Origin of the sequence: Actinomadura sp. 3N407, assembly GCF_052245875.1 — a bacterium.
GTDB lineage: Bacteria > Actinomycetota > Actinomycetes > Streptosporangiales > Streptosporangiaceae > Spirillospora.
In genome coordinates this window covers 1-13,667 of sequence record NZ_JBQQBP010000034.1, presented here as the reverse complement: position 1 = coordinate 13,667, position 13,667 = coordinate 1, and the positions used below count along the sequence as shown (strand labels likewise).

Annotated in this window: 14 protein-coding genes and 1 riboswitch; of the genes, 9 read left to right on the top strand and 5 right to left on the bottom strand. The window is 69.8% G+C overall.

What is annotated here, in order from left to right; genetic code table 11:
* Window positions 1-12 precede the first annotated feature (12 nt).
* Window positions 13-2,355 (bottom strand): serine/threonine-protein kinase, encoded by a 2,343-nt coding sequence (locus tag ACTWPP_RS42565; RefSeq protein WP_443110203.1) that lies wholly within the window; start codon window positions 2,353-2,355, stop codon window positions 13-15.
* Here ACTWPP_RS42565 and ACTWPP_RS42560 point away from each other — a divergent pair.
* Both ACTWPP_RS42560 and ACTWPP_RS42555 read left to right on the top strand, forming a co-directional pair.
* The gene (locus ACTWPP_RS42560; RefSeq protein WP_443110164.1) at window positions 2,354-2,905 is read left to right on the top strand and encodes an RNA polymerase sigma factor; all 552 of its coding nucleotides are present in this window, start codon (window positions 2,354-2,356) and stop codon (window positions 2,903-2,905) included. The two genes, ACTWPP_RS42565 and ACTWPP_RS42560, sit on opposite strands and share 2 nt — an antisense overlap.
* Before the next feature lie 176 nt (window positions 2,906-3,081).
* Window positions 3,082-4,107 (top strand): sulfotransferase family protein, encoded by a 1,026-nt coding sequence (locus ACTWPP_RS42555; RefSeq protein WP_443110163.1) that lies wholly within the window; start codon window positions 3,082-3,084, stop codon window positions 4,105-4,107.
* A 142-nt stretch (window positions 4,108-4,249) separates the two neighbouring features.
* Here ACTWPP_RS42555 and ACTWPP_RS42550 read toward each other — a convergent pair whose 3' ends face one another.
* Together ACTWPP_RS42550 and ACTWPP_RS42545 are read right to left on the bottom strand one after the other, a co-directional pair.
* Window positions 4,250-5,731, bottom strand: coding sequence for an alpha,alpha-trehalose-phosphate synthase (UDP-forming) (locus ACTWPP_RS42550; protein WP_443110162.1), 1,482 nt, complete (start codon window positions 5,729-5,731; stop codon window positions 4,250-4,252).
* 51 nt (window positions 5,732-5,782) lie between these two features.
* Window positions 5,783-5,968 carry a hypothetical protein gene (locus ACTWPP_RS42545; RefSeq protein WP_443110161.1) on the bottom strand — a complete coding sequence of 62 codons (186 nt, stop codon included), beginning with the start codon at window positions 5,966-5,968 and terminating at the stop codon, window positions 5,783-5,785.
* A gap of 3 nt (window positions 5,969-5,971) precedes the next feature.
* On the opposite strand from ACTWPP_RS42545, the gene ACTWPP_RS42540 reads away from it, so the two are divergent.
* The 3 genes from ACTWPP_RS42540 (at window position 5,972) to ACTWPP_RS42530 (ending at window position 8,346) form a co-directional block, all read left to right on the top strand.
* Window positions 5,972-6,538, top strand: coding sequence for a cation diffusion facilitator family transporter (locus tag ACTWPP_RS42540; protein ID WP_443110160.1), 567 nt, complete (start codon window positions 5,972-5,974; stop codon window positions 6,536-6,538).
* Window positions 6,539-6,656: 118 nt separating this feature from the next.
* A riboswitch (SAM riboswitch) is annotated at window positions 6,657-6,798 on the top strand.
* A gap of 14 nt (window positions 6,799-6,812) precedes the next feature.
* Complete coding sequence (thrC, locus tag ACTWPP_RS42535) at window positions 6,813-8,057, top strand: threonine synthase (protein ID WP_443110159.1); 1,245 nt, start codon at window positions 6,813-6,815, stop codon at window positions 8,055-8,057.
* A 10-nt stretch (window positions 8,058-8,067) separates the two neighbouring features.
* Complete coding sequence (locus ACTWPP_RS42530) at window positions 8,068-8,346, top strand: MoaD/ThiS family protein (protein ID WP_443110158.1); 279 nt, start codon at window positions 8,068-8,070, stop codon at window positions 8,344-8,346.
* A 53-nt stretch (window positions 8,347-8,399) separates the two neighbouring features.
* Here ACTWPP_RS42530 and ACTWPP_RS42525 read toward each other — a convergent pair whose 3' ends face one another.
* Entirely contained in the window at window positions 8,400-8,795 is a 396-nt protein-coding gene (locus ACTWPP_RS42525; protein WP_443110157.1) for a VOC family protein, read from the bottom strand.
* A gap of 539 nt (window positions 8,796-9,334) precedes the next feature.
* Here ACTWPP_RS42525 and groL point away from each other — a divergent pair.
* The 3 genes from groL (at window position 9,335) to ACTWPP_RS42510 (ending at window position 12,349) form a co-directional block, all read left to right on the top strand.
* Entirely contained in the window at window positions 9,335-10,963 is a 1,629-nt protein-coding gene (gene groL / locus ACTWPP_RS42520; protein ID WP_443110156.1) for a chaperonin GroEL, read from the top strand.
* Window positions 10,964-11,087: 124 nt separating this feature from the next.
* Complete coding sequence (locus ACTWPP_RS42515; RefSeq protein WP_443110155.1) at window positions 11,088-11,684, top strand: phospholipid scramblase-related protein; 597 nt, start codon at window positions 11,088-11,090, stop codon at window positions 11,682-11,684.
* 74 nt (window positions 11,685-11,758) lie between these two features.
* Window positions 11,759-12,349, top strand: a complete 591-nt coding sequence (locus ACTWPP_RS42510) for a phospholipid scramblase-related protein (protein WP_443110154.1) — start codon at window positions 11,759-11,761, stop codon at window positions 12,347-12,349.
* A 229-nt stretch (window positions 12,350-12,578) separates the two neighbouring features.
* On the opposite strand, the gene ACTWPP_RS42505 is transcribed toward ACTWPP_RS42510, so the two are convergent.
* The gene (locus tag ACTWPP_RS42505) at window positions 12,579-12,737 is read right to left on the bottom strand and encodes a hypothetical protein (protein ID WP_443110153.1); all 159 of its coding nucleotides are present in this window, start codon (window positions 12,735-12,737) and stop codon (window positions 12,579-12,581) included.
* A 121-nt stretch (window positions 12,738-12,858) separates the two neighbouring features.
* Here ACTWPP_RS42505 and ACTWPP_RS42500 point away from each other — a divergent pair, with 121 nt between their 5' ends.
* Window positions 12,859-13,161: a hypothetical protein gene (locus ACTWPP_RS42500; RefSeq protein ID WP_443110152.1), complete on the top strand. Its 303-nt coding sequence runs from the start codon at window positions 12,859-12,861 to the stop codon at window positions 13,159-13,161.
* The last annotated feature ends 506 nt before the right edge of the window (window positions 13,162-13,667 follow it).

Here is a 13,667-nt window from a genome sequence, read left to right as displayed (position 1 = left end):
ACATGCGGGGGGTCAGGGGCCGGTGACCTTCAGGCTGTCCAGGATGTCCTTGGCGGCGTTGCGGTTGTCGGTCTCCTTGACCCGGATCCACAGGCCGAACTTGCCGGCCTTGTCCTTGAGGCCGATCTCGGTGACGGACGGCGTACCGGTCTTGCAGTTGGTGAAGCGCGTGATCGTCCCGCTGAGGGCCTTGTCCGGAGTGGTGTAGTTCTCCGGCTCGGCCTTCGTGCACTGCGAGTGGACGGCCGCGCTCGGCGGGGGCAGCCGGCCGTCGCGCACGTCCGTGGTCACGCCGATGAAGACCCCGGGGCCCTTGCCGTCGCCGAGGAACGCGGCCTTGTCCGGTGTCGCGCGCAGCACCGGACGCGGCTGGGCGTCGTCGAGCCGGACGGTGGACGGCGTCCACGTCTGCTCGCTCTGGTCCTTGGGCCACGCCTTCGGCACCGCGGCCTTGATCTTGCCCGCGTTGTCGGACACCGCGACGAAGTCCTTCGGGATCTCGGCCTTGCCGTCCTTGTCCTTGTCGTCCTCGCCGCCGCCGGAGAACAGCATGCCGAGGGTCAGGCCGCCGATCAGCGCGACCGCCAGCACGGCCACGGTGATGATCAGTGGCGTGACGAACTTCTTCCCCGCGCCGCCACCGCCGCCCGGCCGCCCCGCGGCGCCGCCGCCCCTGAGCTTGCTCAGCAGCCCGGCCTTGCCGCCACCGGGCCCCTGGCCCTGGCCTTGAACCGGTCCGGGGGGCGGCGGCTGGAATCCAGTGGGAGGCGGCTGCCCCGGTTGGCCGGGCTGGCCGTAGGGCTGCGGGCCGCCGGGCCCGGGGCCGCCAGGACCACCGGGGCCACCAGGACCACCGGGGCCGCCGGGACCCGGGGGGCCCATCGGCTGCATGGGGCCGCCCTGCGGCGGGGCGCCGTTCTGCGGAGCCTGCGTCGGGAAGACGGCGGTCTTGTCGTCGCCACCCGGCTGCTGCGGGGGAGGCGGAGACTGCATCGCCACCGTGCGGTCGTTGTCATTGTCGGGGGCCGTTGGCGGCTCGCCCTGCCCGAACGGCGTGCCGCGCCCGCTCGGGTCGTCCACGATCGTCTGCTCGCCGGCCTGCGGCCCGGGCGGGACGCGCATCTCGGACGTGTGGACGTCGTCCTCCGCCGACTGGTCGAGCCGCGTCCGCATCTCTCGCGGGCCGCCGCCCTGCGGGCCGGGCTCGCCGGACGGGAAGGCCTGACCGGGGCCGGGCGGCGGCCCCGGCACGGGAGGCTGCCCCTGGGCCTGGGGTTGCCCTTGGACGGGCGCCTGCCCCTGAACCGGCCCTTGGCCCTGGGCAGGGCCCTGCGCCTGACCCTGGACCGGGGTCACGACTTGACCCGGGCCCGGACCTGGACCCGGACTCGGGCGGGGGCCGGGCGGCCGGGCCTGGGTGCCGTCCTGGTAGAAGTCCTGGACGGTCGCGTCCGCGTTGATCTGCGGGGCAGGCGGCGCGTACGAAGGCGTGGGCACGCCCGGCGCCGACGTCGGGCGCAGCGTCGACAGCGCCTCGGCGAACGCCTCGGCGGTCGGCCACCGCTTCTCCCGCTCGACCTCCAGCGCACGCAGGATCACCTGGTCGAACGCCGGGGTGATCCCCTCGCGCAGCTCGCTGGGCGGCGACTTGACCGGCGCAGGGCCGGGCGCCCGTCCGGTGATCATGTGGTAGGTGAGAGCGCCGAGCCCGTACACGTCGGCGCGGACGTCCAGGCCGCCGCCGAACCTCGCCTGCTCCGGCGACATGTACCCCGGCGTGCCGACCGGCAGGGTGAACGCGCCGGACGCGTGCGCGAGGGCCTTGGCCAGCCCGAGGTCGGCGATCAGCAGCTTCTCGCCGCCGTCCGGTGTCGACTGGAACAGCACGTTGGACGGCTTGAGGTCGCGGTGGATCACGCCCAGCGTGTTGATCACCTCGACCCCGTACGCGATCTCCTCGGCGAGGGCGATCGCATCGCTGACCGGAAGTGGCCGTTCGCGCATGCGGTCGCCGAGCGTTCCCCGGTCCGCGTACGACATGACGAAGTAGGGACGCCCGTCCGGAAGCTCGCCGATGTCGTGGACGCGGACGAGCCGCTCGGAGTCGGCGCGGCGCAGTATCCGGGCCTCCTCCAGGAAACGGTTGCGCACGTCCAGATCGTCGATCAGGCTGCCAGACAGGACTTTTATCGCTACCTGGGACTCCAGGGCGTCGTCTTGCCCAAGCCACACAGAGGCGAACGCCCCCGAACCCAGGACGCGATCGATCCGGTAACGGCCTACTGATGGTGGGAAAGACACTCCCGTATCATCCCAACAACGGGGTGAGTGCGCGAACGAGCATTGAGGCGGCATGGCATTCGACGAGAAGACCGAGGAGCTCGCGGTCAAGGCCGCGCAGGGCGACCAGAGCGCCCTCAACGAGCTTCTCCGCAAGATCGAGCCGGACGTCCTGCGGCACAGTTCCCGCTTCCTGCCCTGCCGGCAGGACGCCGAGGAGGCCTGCCAGGACGCACTGCTGCAGGTGGCGCGGAACATTCACCGCTTCGAGGGGCGGTCGAGGTTCAGCACCTGGCTGCACGTCGTCGTCTCCAACTCCGCCCGTTCCACCTACCGGTCGCTGAAGCGGCGCTCGGTGGAGCAGGCGGGGGAACTGCCGCAGCAGCGCCCCGACCCGCGCCGGACCAGCGTCATCGCGGGCTCCAGGGTCGACATCCTGGACGCCATGGAGGACCTGGAGGCCCGCAAGCCCGACCTCATCCAGGCCCTCGTCCTGCGGGACGTCTCCCAGCTGGAGTACGCGGAGATCGCCGAGCAGCTGGGCCTTCCGCTCGGCACGGTCAAGTCCCGCATCCACGAGGCGCGCAAGCAGGTCAGGCAGACGCTGGGCGAGTCCTACACCTGATCGTCCACCTGACCGTCGCCGGGCGCGGCCCGTGACGGGTGCCCGGCGGCACCGGGCACGGCCACGGGCACGGGCACGGGCACGTGGGACGACACCGTCAAACGTCGGTAATCGGCGGGCAAGGGTGCCTTCATGACCAGGGCCGCGACCCTGGTGCCTGGGACAGCATGCCGTGCATGTCATCAGGCCCGGACCCCCGCCACGACCGCCCGATCTTCGTCCTGGGGTGTCCCCGCTCGGGGACGACGCTGCTGCAGCTGATGCTGCACTCGCACTCCCGGATCGCGATCCCGGCGGAGACGAAGTTCCTCATCCCCGCCTATTCGCGGCGGTGCGAGTTCGGTGACCTCCGGGAGAGGGAGAACAGACGCGCGCTGGCGGAGTGGATCACGGCCGGGAAGACGACCAAGTTCCACGCGCTCGGCCTGGACGCCGGCGAGATCGTCGACGAGATCGTCGCGGGGCCGCCGACGCTCGGCTCGGCGATCGGCATCGTGTTCCGCGCGTACGCCCGCCGGCACGGCAAGCCGCGCTGGGGCGACAAGCGGCCGAGCTACTTCCGGCACGTCGGCACGCTGCTGCGGCTGTTCCCGGACGCGCAGTTCGTCCACCTCGTCCGGGACGGGCGCGACTGTGTCGCCTCGCTGATGGAGATGCCCTGGTACGACAAGGACCTCCACCACGCCGTGTCCGCGTGGCGGGAGGCGATCGACCGGGGACGCCGGCTGGCCGAGCGCCTCGGCCCGGACACCTACTACGAGATGCAGTACGAGCGGCTCGTCGCCGACCCCGCCGACGAGCTGACCCGGCTCTGCGGGTTCCTCGGCGAGGACTTCGACCCGGCGATGGCCCGCCCCGAGGGCCTGGCCAAGCGGACCGTCCCTCCGCGCAAGAAGTGGCATGGACGGACGCACGACTCCGTCACGACCAGCCGCATCGGGTCCTGGGCGGAACGCCTCGACTCCTGGGAGATCAGCCTTGCGGAGGCCGCGTTCGGTGAACGGCTCGCCGAGTACGGCTACGAGCCCAGCGGACTGCCGAAACCGCCCGCGTCCCAGCTCGCCCGGTTCACCAAGACCAGCACCCACCGCCGCATGGCTCAGCGCAAGGCGGCCCTGCGCGAACGCTGGAAACAGCACCACGAACCGAACCCGGTCGAGTGCCTCTTGGCGGCGCAGAGCACCGTCACGCCCACCATGTGACCGGGGAGCCATCGGCCGGGGGCCGCTCGGGTGGAGGCGGCGCCCGGCCGCCCCTCACCGCGGCACACCGGCCATTCCCCTGGACACTGCGCCATCACCGGCTCGCCCCGCCCACGCCTCAGAGACCGGTGGTCATGCGCCGTCAGTCGAGGGCGGCGAGCTGGTCGGCGAACCAGCGTTGCGGGGGGAGGGCCGTCGCGGCGGCGGTGAGGCGGGCGCAGCGTTCGGAGCGCTGGGCGCGCGGCATCAGCAGGGCCTTGTGGAGGGTCTCGGCGGTCTGCGACACGTCGTACGGGTTGACCATCAGCGCGTCCTCGGACAGCTCCGCCGCCGCGCCCGCCTCCCTGGACAGCACGAGCGCGCAACCGCGCTCCGACAGGACGGGCCCCTCCTTCGCGACGAGGTTCATCCCGTCCCTGATCGGGTTGACGAGGAGGACGTCGGCCATGCCGTAGGCGGCGAGGGAACGCGGATAGTCGTCGTTCACCTGCAGGATCAGCGGATCCCAGTCCGCCGTGCCGAACTCGTCGGTGATCTGCTCGGCGGTCCGCTGGACGGCCGCGGTGTACTCCCGGTACTCGGGGAGGTCGTAGCGGGACGGGTAGGCGAACGCGAGGTGCACCACGCGTCCGCGCCACTCGGGATGGTTGAGGAGCAGCTCGCGGTAGGCGGCGAGGCCACGCACGATGTTCTTGGACAGCTCCGTCCGGTCGATCCGCACGATGAGCTGACGGTCGCCCACCTGTTCACGCAGCGCGCGCGCCCGTTCCACGACGTCCTGTTCGGCGGCGCGCCGGCGCAAAGCCGTCCCATCGATGCCGAGGCCATGGACGCCTACACGCGTCACATGTCCCGAACAGGTGACGGTACGGGCGACACGGTCGACGCGGGCTCCCGGCAGAAGTTCGCAGCAGTCGAGGAAGGCGGAAGCCCACCGCTCGGTGAGGAACCCCGCGTGGTCGGCGCCGAGGATGCCCAGAAGGATCTGTCTGCCGATGTCGTCCGGGAGCAGGCTGTAGTACTCCGGCGGCGCCCAGGGCGTGTGCGAGAAGTGGGCGATTTTCAGGTCGGGGCGCCGGTCGCGGAGCATCCGGGGAGCCAGTGACAGGTGGTAGTCCTGGATCGCCGCCTTCGCGCCCTGCGCGGCGTCCCGTGCGAGGGCGTCGGCGAACGCCGCGTTGTACGCCTCATAGGACTGCCAGTCGCGGCGGGCACGGGCATCGAAATGCGGGCTGCGCGGTGTGTCGTACAGAAGGTGGTGGACGAACCACAGCGTCGAGTTGGCCACCGCGTTGTACGCGCGGTGGAACGTGGCCTCCGGGATGTCGAGCATCCGCACGGCCGCGCCGCCGGTCTCGTACCCGGCCAGGTCGATGCGGCCGTCGGGTGAACGGCGCGCGGCCGTCCGGTCGGCCTCGCCCAGGCTCGCGCACACCCACAGCACGTCCGCCGCCTCGGACGCCGTCCCGGTGGGGTGGGACGGCCCGGGGTTGCGCGGGGCTCCCGTGACGGCGGCGAGGCCCGACACCAGCCCGCCGCCCCCGCGCCGCATGGTGAGCGCACCGTCCTGCGAGGACGAGAACGACACCGGGCCCCGATTCGATGCCACCAGCACTTGGCTCATACCGGCAGGGTCTCAGTTGGGACCCGGGCGCTTCAAAGTGCCCCACGTGGTTCACGCCACTGCCGGATCCGTCTGGATTAGGGCGAAACGCGACGGGTAGTCGACCCGGATGAGCAGGGCCGAGACGACGAAGACCGTGCTCGTCGCCGGTGCGGCGAACCTCATCCTCGCCATGGCGAAACTGGTCGCTGGCGTCCTGGCCGGGTCCAGCGCGATGCTCGCGGAGAGCGCGCGCACTCGATGGGGGACACCCTCAACCAGGGTTTCCTCCTCGCGTCCCTTGGTCGCAGCGAACGTCCCCCCGACCGGCGTCATCCGTTCGGGTACGGCAACGAGCGGTACGTCTGGTCGCTGCTCGCCGCGTTCGGGATCTTCGTGGCCGGGGCCGGGTTCTCCATCTTCTACGGCATCCTGACCATGATGGGCCGCGGCGGCACCGGCACGAGCGTGTGGCTGGCCTACGCCGTCCTCGGCCTCGCGGCCGTGCTGGAGGGGACGTCCTGGATACGCGCCCTCTACCAGGCGCGCATGGAGACCCGGGCGGACGGCCGCGGCATCGTCGAGCACGTCCGCAGGTCACCCGATCTGACGTTCAAGGCGGCGCTGTTCGAGGACAGCACGGCGATGTTCGGTCCCGAGCAGATCCTCGTCGCCGCCAAGGTCAACTTCTCCGACGACATCAGCGCCGACCAGGCCGAGGACGTCGCCGGCGAGATCGACCGCAGGCTCAGGGAGCGGCTGCCGACCGTCCGGCACGTGTTCCTCGACCCCACCCAGCGCACCGCCCGCCGCGAAGAACCGGCGTGATCAAGAACGCATCCGGGTAACGTCTCAGCCAGTGGACCCAGCCGTCTGGCATCCGGTCAGATCATGTAAAGTCGACGCATACGAGCTCAAAACGCGGCTCGTTCTCACAACTGAATATTGCTCATCCAGAGGGGTGGAGGGACCGGCCCTGCGAAGCCCCGGCAACCACCCGGCTCAGGTGCGCTCGCGATCCTGCGAGGCCGGCCGGGAGATGGTGCCAACTCCGGCCTGCGACCAAGGTGGCGCAGGGAAGATGGGGGAAAGGCCTCGCTTCATGGCACTCACGTCTGCCACTGACCTCGGACCCGCTACCGGCCTCGTCTGCCGCGAATGCGGCTCCACACGCGACCTCGGCCCGTTCTACGCGTGCGACGAGTGTTTCGGCCCCCTGGAGATCGCCTACGACTTCGGGGGCGTCACCCGCGCGGCCATCGAGTCCGGGCCCCGCAACATCTGGCGGTACCGCGGGCTGCTGCCCGTCCCGTCCGCCGTGGCGGACACGCCCAACACCGAGCCCGGCCTGACGCGCCTCGTCCGCGCCGACAACCTCGCCGAGAGCCTCGGCCTGCGGAGCCTGTGGGTGAAGGACGACAGCGGCAACCCGACCCACTCGTTCAAGGACCGCGTCGTCGCCGTGGCCCTCGCCGCCGCCCGCGAACTGGGCTTCAAGGTGCTGGCCTGCCCGTCCACCGGCAACCTCGCGAACGCCGTCGCCGCGGCCGCCGCCCGCGCCGGGATCCGCAGCGCCGTGTTCGTCCCGTCCGACCTGGAATCCCAGAAGATCATCACGACGGCCGTGTACGGCGGCACGTTCGTGACGGTCGACGGCAACTACGACGACGTCAACCGGCTCGCGTCCGAGATCGCCGGCGAGCAGGAGGACTGGGCGTTCGTGAACGTCAACGTCCGGCCGTACTACGCCGAGGGCTCCAAGACCCTCGGCTACGAGATCGCCGAGCAGCTCGGCTGGCGGCTGCCCGACCAGATCGTCGTCCCGGTCGCGTCCGGCTCCCAGCTCACCAAGATCGACAAGGCGTTCCAGGAACTGATCAAGCTCGGCCTCGTGGACGACAGGCCGTACCGCGTCTTCGGCGCCCAGGCCGCCGGCTGCGACCCGGTCGCCGCCGCGTTCAAGGCCGGCCACGACGTCGTCCGCCCGGTGAAGCCCGACACGATCGCCAAGTCCCTCGCCATCGGCAACCCCGCCGACGGCCCGTACGTCCTGGACGTCGCCCGTCGCACCAACGGCGCCGTCGAGGACGTCACCGACGAGCAGGTCGTCGAGGGCATCCGGCTGCTCGCCCGCACCGAGGGCATCTTCGGCGAGACCGCGGGCGGCGTCACCGTCGCGACCCTCCGCAAGCTCGTCGAGGCCGGCACCCTCGACCCGTCCGCCGAGACCGTCATCATCAACTCCGGGGACGGCCTGAAGACCCTGGACGCCGTCGCGCCCGTCGTCGCCCCGTCCGCGAACATCGCCCCGTCCCTGGAGGCGTTCCGCGCCGCGGGCCTGGCCTGAGAGGAGCACCATGAGCAGCGTGTCCGTCCGTATCCCGACCATCCTGCGGACCTACACCGGCGGCGAGGCGGAGGTGAAGGCCGAGGGCGCCACCCTGCGCGCCGTCATCGCCCACCTGGAGGCCGGCCACTCCGGCATCTCCGCCCGCATCCTGGACGACAACGGCAAGATCCGCCGGTTCGTGAACGTCTATGTGGGAGACGAGGACGTCCGCTTCGCCGACGGCCTCGACACCGCCACGCCCGAAGGCGCCCAGATCTCGATCATCCCCGCCGTCGCCGGCGGCTGAGCCCGGGCTCGGTCCTGGCGCACCACCGTGCGCCAGGACCGCGCGGCGGGCCCTCAAGTGGCGGTGGTGACCTTCCACAGGTAGCCGTCGAGGTCGCTGAAGTAGCCGAAGTACCCGCCCCACTCGGTGGCGGCCGCCTCCCTGACCACGGTGCCGCCGGCGGCCACCGCGGCGCGCACGACCTCGTCCACCGCGTCTCTGGAGTCGGTGATGAAGTGGAACGAGGAGCCGCGGAACCCGGACCCCTCGGCGGAGACGCCGGCGTCCTGTGCCGCCGCGTCCCATTCGTAGAGTGCCAGCGACGATGATCCTTCGCCCAGGCCGCACTTGACGAAACCGCCGTAGTCCTGGACGACCTCGCAGCCCAGTCCCTCGACATAGAACTTCTTGGCGCGTGCGACGTCCTTCACGCCGAGCATGATGGCGCTCACTTGCAGCTTGATGTCCATGCCCGCTGACGCTAGCCACGGGCCGGCCGTAGTCGCTTCTCGATTCCTGACCTGTTCAACGGCGGCTCGCGCCGGGCACTCGGTGGGCACGCTTCAGAGCACGTATGCTCACTGCATCGGAGAACGTGAACCGGCGCATTGGTGCAGCGCGGGAGACTCCAACCGCCGGGCGCGGAACAGACCGCCCCTCCGGTGCCTCACCATCGGGCCAGTGTTCCGTGAACACCGGCGGACGACCACACGGTGGATCACGGCGACACACCCGGGAAGCTCCCGGACCGGACTCCGGCCCAGGTGAGAACGGGTCGGGTCCCGCAGATGAACCTTCCCCCGGTCAGGGTGCGCGGCGCTTGCACTCGACAGGGTAGAGTGCTAAAAAACGGTTGGCACTCTGCTGTGGAGAGTGACAACTTCACAGTTTGGGTCGGGGCGATGAGGCCTCAGTCCGGCGACGGAATGGCAGTCGTCGGCGGGGGCCGTCCGTCGCGGGCGTCGGCTCGATCCGTCTAAGCCACCTTGTTCCGGGAGGACTGGAGCCTATGGCTGCAAAGATGATCGCGTTCGACGAGGATGCCAGGCGCGGCCTCGAGCGCGGCATGAACCAGCTCGCCGACGCCGTCAAGGTGACCCTTGGTCCCAAGGGCCGCAACGTCGTGCTGGAGAAGAAGTGGGGCGCCCCCACGATCACCAACGACGGTGTGTCGATCGCGAAAGAGATCGAGCTCGAGGACGCGTGGGAGAAGATCGGCGCGGAGCTCGTCAAGGAAGTAGCGAAGAAGACCGACGACGTCGCGGGTGACGGGACCACCACCGCCACCGTGCTGGCCCAGGCGCTGGTGCGCGAGGGCCTGCGGAACGTGGCGGCCGGCGCGAACCCGATGTCGCTGAAGCGGGGCATCGAGTCCGCGGTCGAGCGGGTCAGCGAGGAGCTGTCCAAGCTCGCCAAGGACGTGGAGACCAAGGAGCAGATCGCCTCCACCGCCTCCATTTCCGCCGGCGACCCGCAGATCGGCGAGATGATCGCCGAGGCGATGGACAAGGTGGGCAAGGAAGGCGTCATCACGGTCGAGGAGAGCCAGACCTTCGGTCTGGAGCTCGAGCTGACCGAGGGGATGCGCTTCGACAAGGGCTACATCTCGCACTACTTCGTGACCGACCCCGAGCGGATGGAGGCGGTCCTCGAGGACCCGTACATCCTGATCGTTCAGGGCAAGGCGTCGGCGAACAAGGACCTGCTGCCCGTCCTCGAGGGCGTCATGCAGTCCGGCAAGCCGCTGCTCATCATCGCGGAGGACGTCGAGGGCGAGGCCCTGGCCACCCTGGTCGTCAACAAGATCCGCGGGATCTTCAAGTCCGTGGCCGTGAAGGCGCCGGGCTTCGGCGACCGCCGCAAGGCCATGCTGGGCGACATCGCCACGCTGACCGGCGGCCAGGTCATCAGCGAGGACGTGGGTCTCAAGCTTGAGAACACCACGACCGACATGCTGGGCCGCGCCCGCAAGGTCGTCATCACCAAGGACGAGACCACGATCGTGGACGGCGCCGGTGACGCCAACGAGATCGCGGGCCGGGTCAACCAGATCCGCACCGAGATCGACAACACCGACTCCGACTACGACCGTGAGAAGCTCCAGGAGCGCCTGGCCAAGCTCGCGGGCGGTGTGGCGGTCATCAAGGCCGGCGCCGCGACCGAGGTGGAGCTCAAGGAGCGCAAGCACCGCATCGAGGACGCCGTCCGCAACGCCAAGGCCGCGGTCGAGGAGGGCATCGTCCCCGGCGGTGGCGTGGCGCTGCTGCAGGCCGGCACCAAGGCGTTCGACAAGCTGGAGCTCGCCGGCGACGAGGCCACCGGGGCCAACATCGTCAAGCGCGCTCTGGAGGAGCCGCTCAAGCAGATCGCCGTCAACGCCGGCCTCGAGGGCGGCGTCGTGGTGGAGCGGGTCCGCAACCTCACCCCGGGTGAGGGACTCGACGCCGCCACCGGCGAATATGTCAACATGTTCGAGTCGGGGATTCTCGACCCGGCCAAGGTGACCCGGTCCGCGCTGCAGAACGCCTCGTCGATCGCCGCGCTGTTCCTCACCACCGAGGCCGTCATCGCCGAGAAGCCCGAGAAGAACCCGGCCCCGGCGGGCGGCATGCCCGACGCCGGCGGCATGGACTTCTGATCGGCGACGCGTAACGACGCGACATGAAAGGGGCGGCCCCTGGGCCGTCCCTTTTGTGTGCCCGGCGTCCACAATGAGCTCCGGCATGTTCCCGCTGGCGGAGGCACTGGCATTATGCGGACGCATGAGTGATCTCTTCGGCTCCCCGGTACTGCATGTCGACCAGCCGCGCGGCGCCCCGGGCGCCCAATCCCGGTACCGGATTCTCGACGGCCACGGCACGCTGCTCGCGACCGCCGGGGAACGTGATGTCTCCCGGCTCCGCCGGGCGGGCAGGACCGCCTTCGGCAGCGGTGGCGGCGGCCGTACCGTCCATGTCGAGAACACGCAGGGCGTGCCGCTGATCTCCGTGACGGCGGGAGTCTCGGCCAGTGGTGCCCATGTGCACACCGCCGACGGCGCTCTGATCGGCGCACTGCGGAAGGTCGGTGAGAAGGCCGGGCACCAGTACACGCTTCTGGACTCGGCGGCACTCCCCGTCGGCCGGCTGAACGGCAGCCGCTACGGCTACAAGTTCCCGGTGATCGACGGCTACGGCAACCATGTCGCACAGGTCGACAAGAAGCTCAAGGGCGTCGCCACCGAACTGCTGACCACCGCCGACAAATACTCGGTCGAGATCTTCCAGCCTCTCCACGACCCGCTCCGCGTCCTCGTGGTCGCCACCCCCATCGCGATCGACCTGATGCTGTACGAGGGCAAGGACTGGCCCATCGGGTAGCTCATTCGCCCGGGGGATTTCCCGTACCGTAGGGCGCGGCAGGACGTGCCCTACGACGAAGCCGGGAGAAATGCATGAGCGACCCGTTCAGTTCCTCCATGCTCAGGATTGAGCAGCCTCGCCGGGGACCGTTCGCCAAGTCGCGCTACAAGGTGATGGACGGTGACGGCACCGTCGTCGCCATCGCGGCACCGGCGGAAGGCCAGGGCCGCGCCGAGGCCATGCGGGGCATCGTCCCCGGCAAGTCGAACCTTGATGCCCGTGCCGTCATGCTCACGACGCTCGACGGAAATCCCCTGTTCATCGTGGAAAAACAGCAGGGACGGGACTACACCGAGATCCTCGGCCCCAAAGAGGACGCGGTCGGCTCGTTCGTCACCGAGCGGGTCGGACGCCGCTACGTCCTCTACGACGGCGAAGGCACCCTGATCGGCGCGGTCGAGGTGGACGTGCCGCGCAACAACTTCGCCGTGCACGACACCGACGGCACCAAGGTCGCGCACGTGCGCAAGAAGTGGGCGGGCATCGCCACGCACCTGCTGACGACGGCTGACAAGTACGAGGCCGAGATCTTCGACCCCGTCCCGGAACCGCTGCGGAGCATGGCGGTCATGACGGCGATCGTGATGGACATGAACCTCCACGAGGCCAAGGAGATCACCTGACCGGTCGGGCCGCGGTCACGGGCGCAGCCGGTAGCCGCCCGCGGACGGTCGCGATGCGCAACCCCGCCTTGCGCCGCAGGTAGCGGATGTAGACGTCCACGCGTTAGCGACGGTCCCCGAGCCCTCGCGACTTGGCGACGACTTCGACCGTCGGGACGGCCGGGCGATCTGCCTCGATCAGCATGATCAGGTCGTTGACCATCCGGTTCGTCCGGTCGAGGGTCCTCCATCAGCAGCGCCGGGTCTCCTCCCGCTCGGCCGGATCGTCGCCCATCAATGTCAGATGACCGCGGATGACGGTGATCGGCGTCCGCAGCTCGCGATCCGCGCCGTCCAAGAACCTGCCCTGCACCATGAACGCCGACTGCCGGCACGCGACAACGCGCACCTCTCTCGACCGCACAGGGTCGGGGCCCTTTTCGAGCGAGGACGACCGGGGTAAGTAGTGAATCGTGCAAGTCGCTCCGAGACGTACCGGGGAGTGGCGGATCTCTCCCGTGATCCCCGCGGTGGCCAACCTCACCCTTGCCGCGCTCTGGACGTTCACCGCCCTCGGTGGCTGGGGCGAACAAGCGTTCTGCAGTGCGGGCGGCACCCCAGACCAGGCCTGCATCGGCGGCGTCCACGATGCCGTCCTCGTCTCCCTCGCCGCGGTGATCCCGGCGGTGGGAATCATCCTGGTTGCCCTCGTGTTGTTCACTTCGAGGCGGGATCCGGATCGGCTCAGCGGCATGCTCACCGCCGCCGCGATCCTCTGGGTCTTCGCCGAGGGGGTCGTCTTTCTAGGCGGCCACCTAGCCCAGACGGCCTGACGGCGACGCACATAACCGCAGGTGGGACGCGACGTTGACGGATCTTTCCGCGTCCCGCGGAACATGGCCCGGAAAAAAGCGCGAGTGTCGGTTTGACGTCGGGTCCACAGGGGCATAATGTTCTCTCCGCCCCACAGGGGAGCAGGACGCCGAGAGGCGGCCGGCCCGTGGGGAGCCACCATCGACCAAGCAGACGCGGTTCTACCGTGTCCGCTGTTCGCTGGTGGGTCGGAAACGGTCGATTTTGACAATCGCGCCGGATCTGATGAAATAGCTTCACCGCCCGGAAGGCGCCGCGCAAGCGGCAGCGGAAGGGTATTTATCGGAAAAGGGCACGAAATTGACATTCGGCCCGGATCCGGTAAAGTAAGACCGAGTCGCCCCGGAGCCGGGGCCTGCGGGAGCGGGGTTCGGCGCGGTGGGTGTCCGTTTCTTGAGAACTCAACAGCGTGTTAAAAGCCAGTGCCTTTATCGGCTCGGCCGGTTCTTTTTGTCGGTCGGGTCGC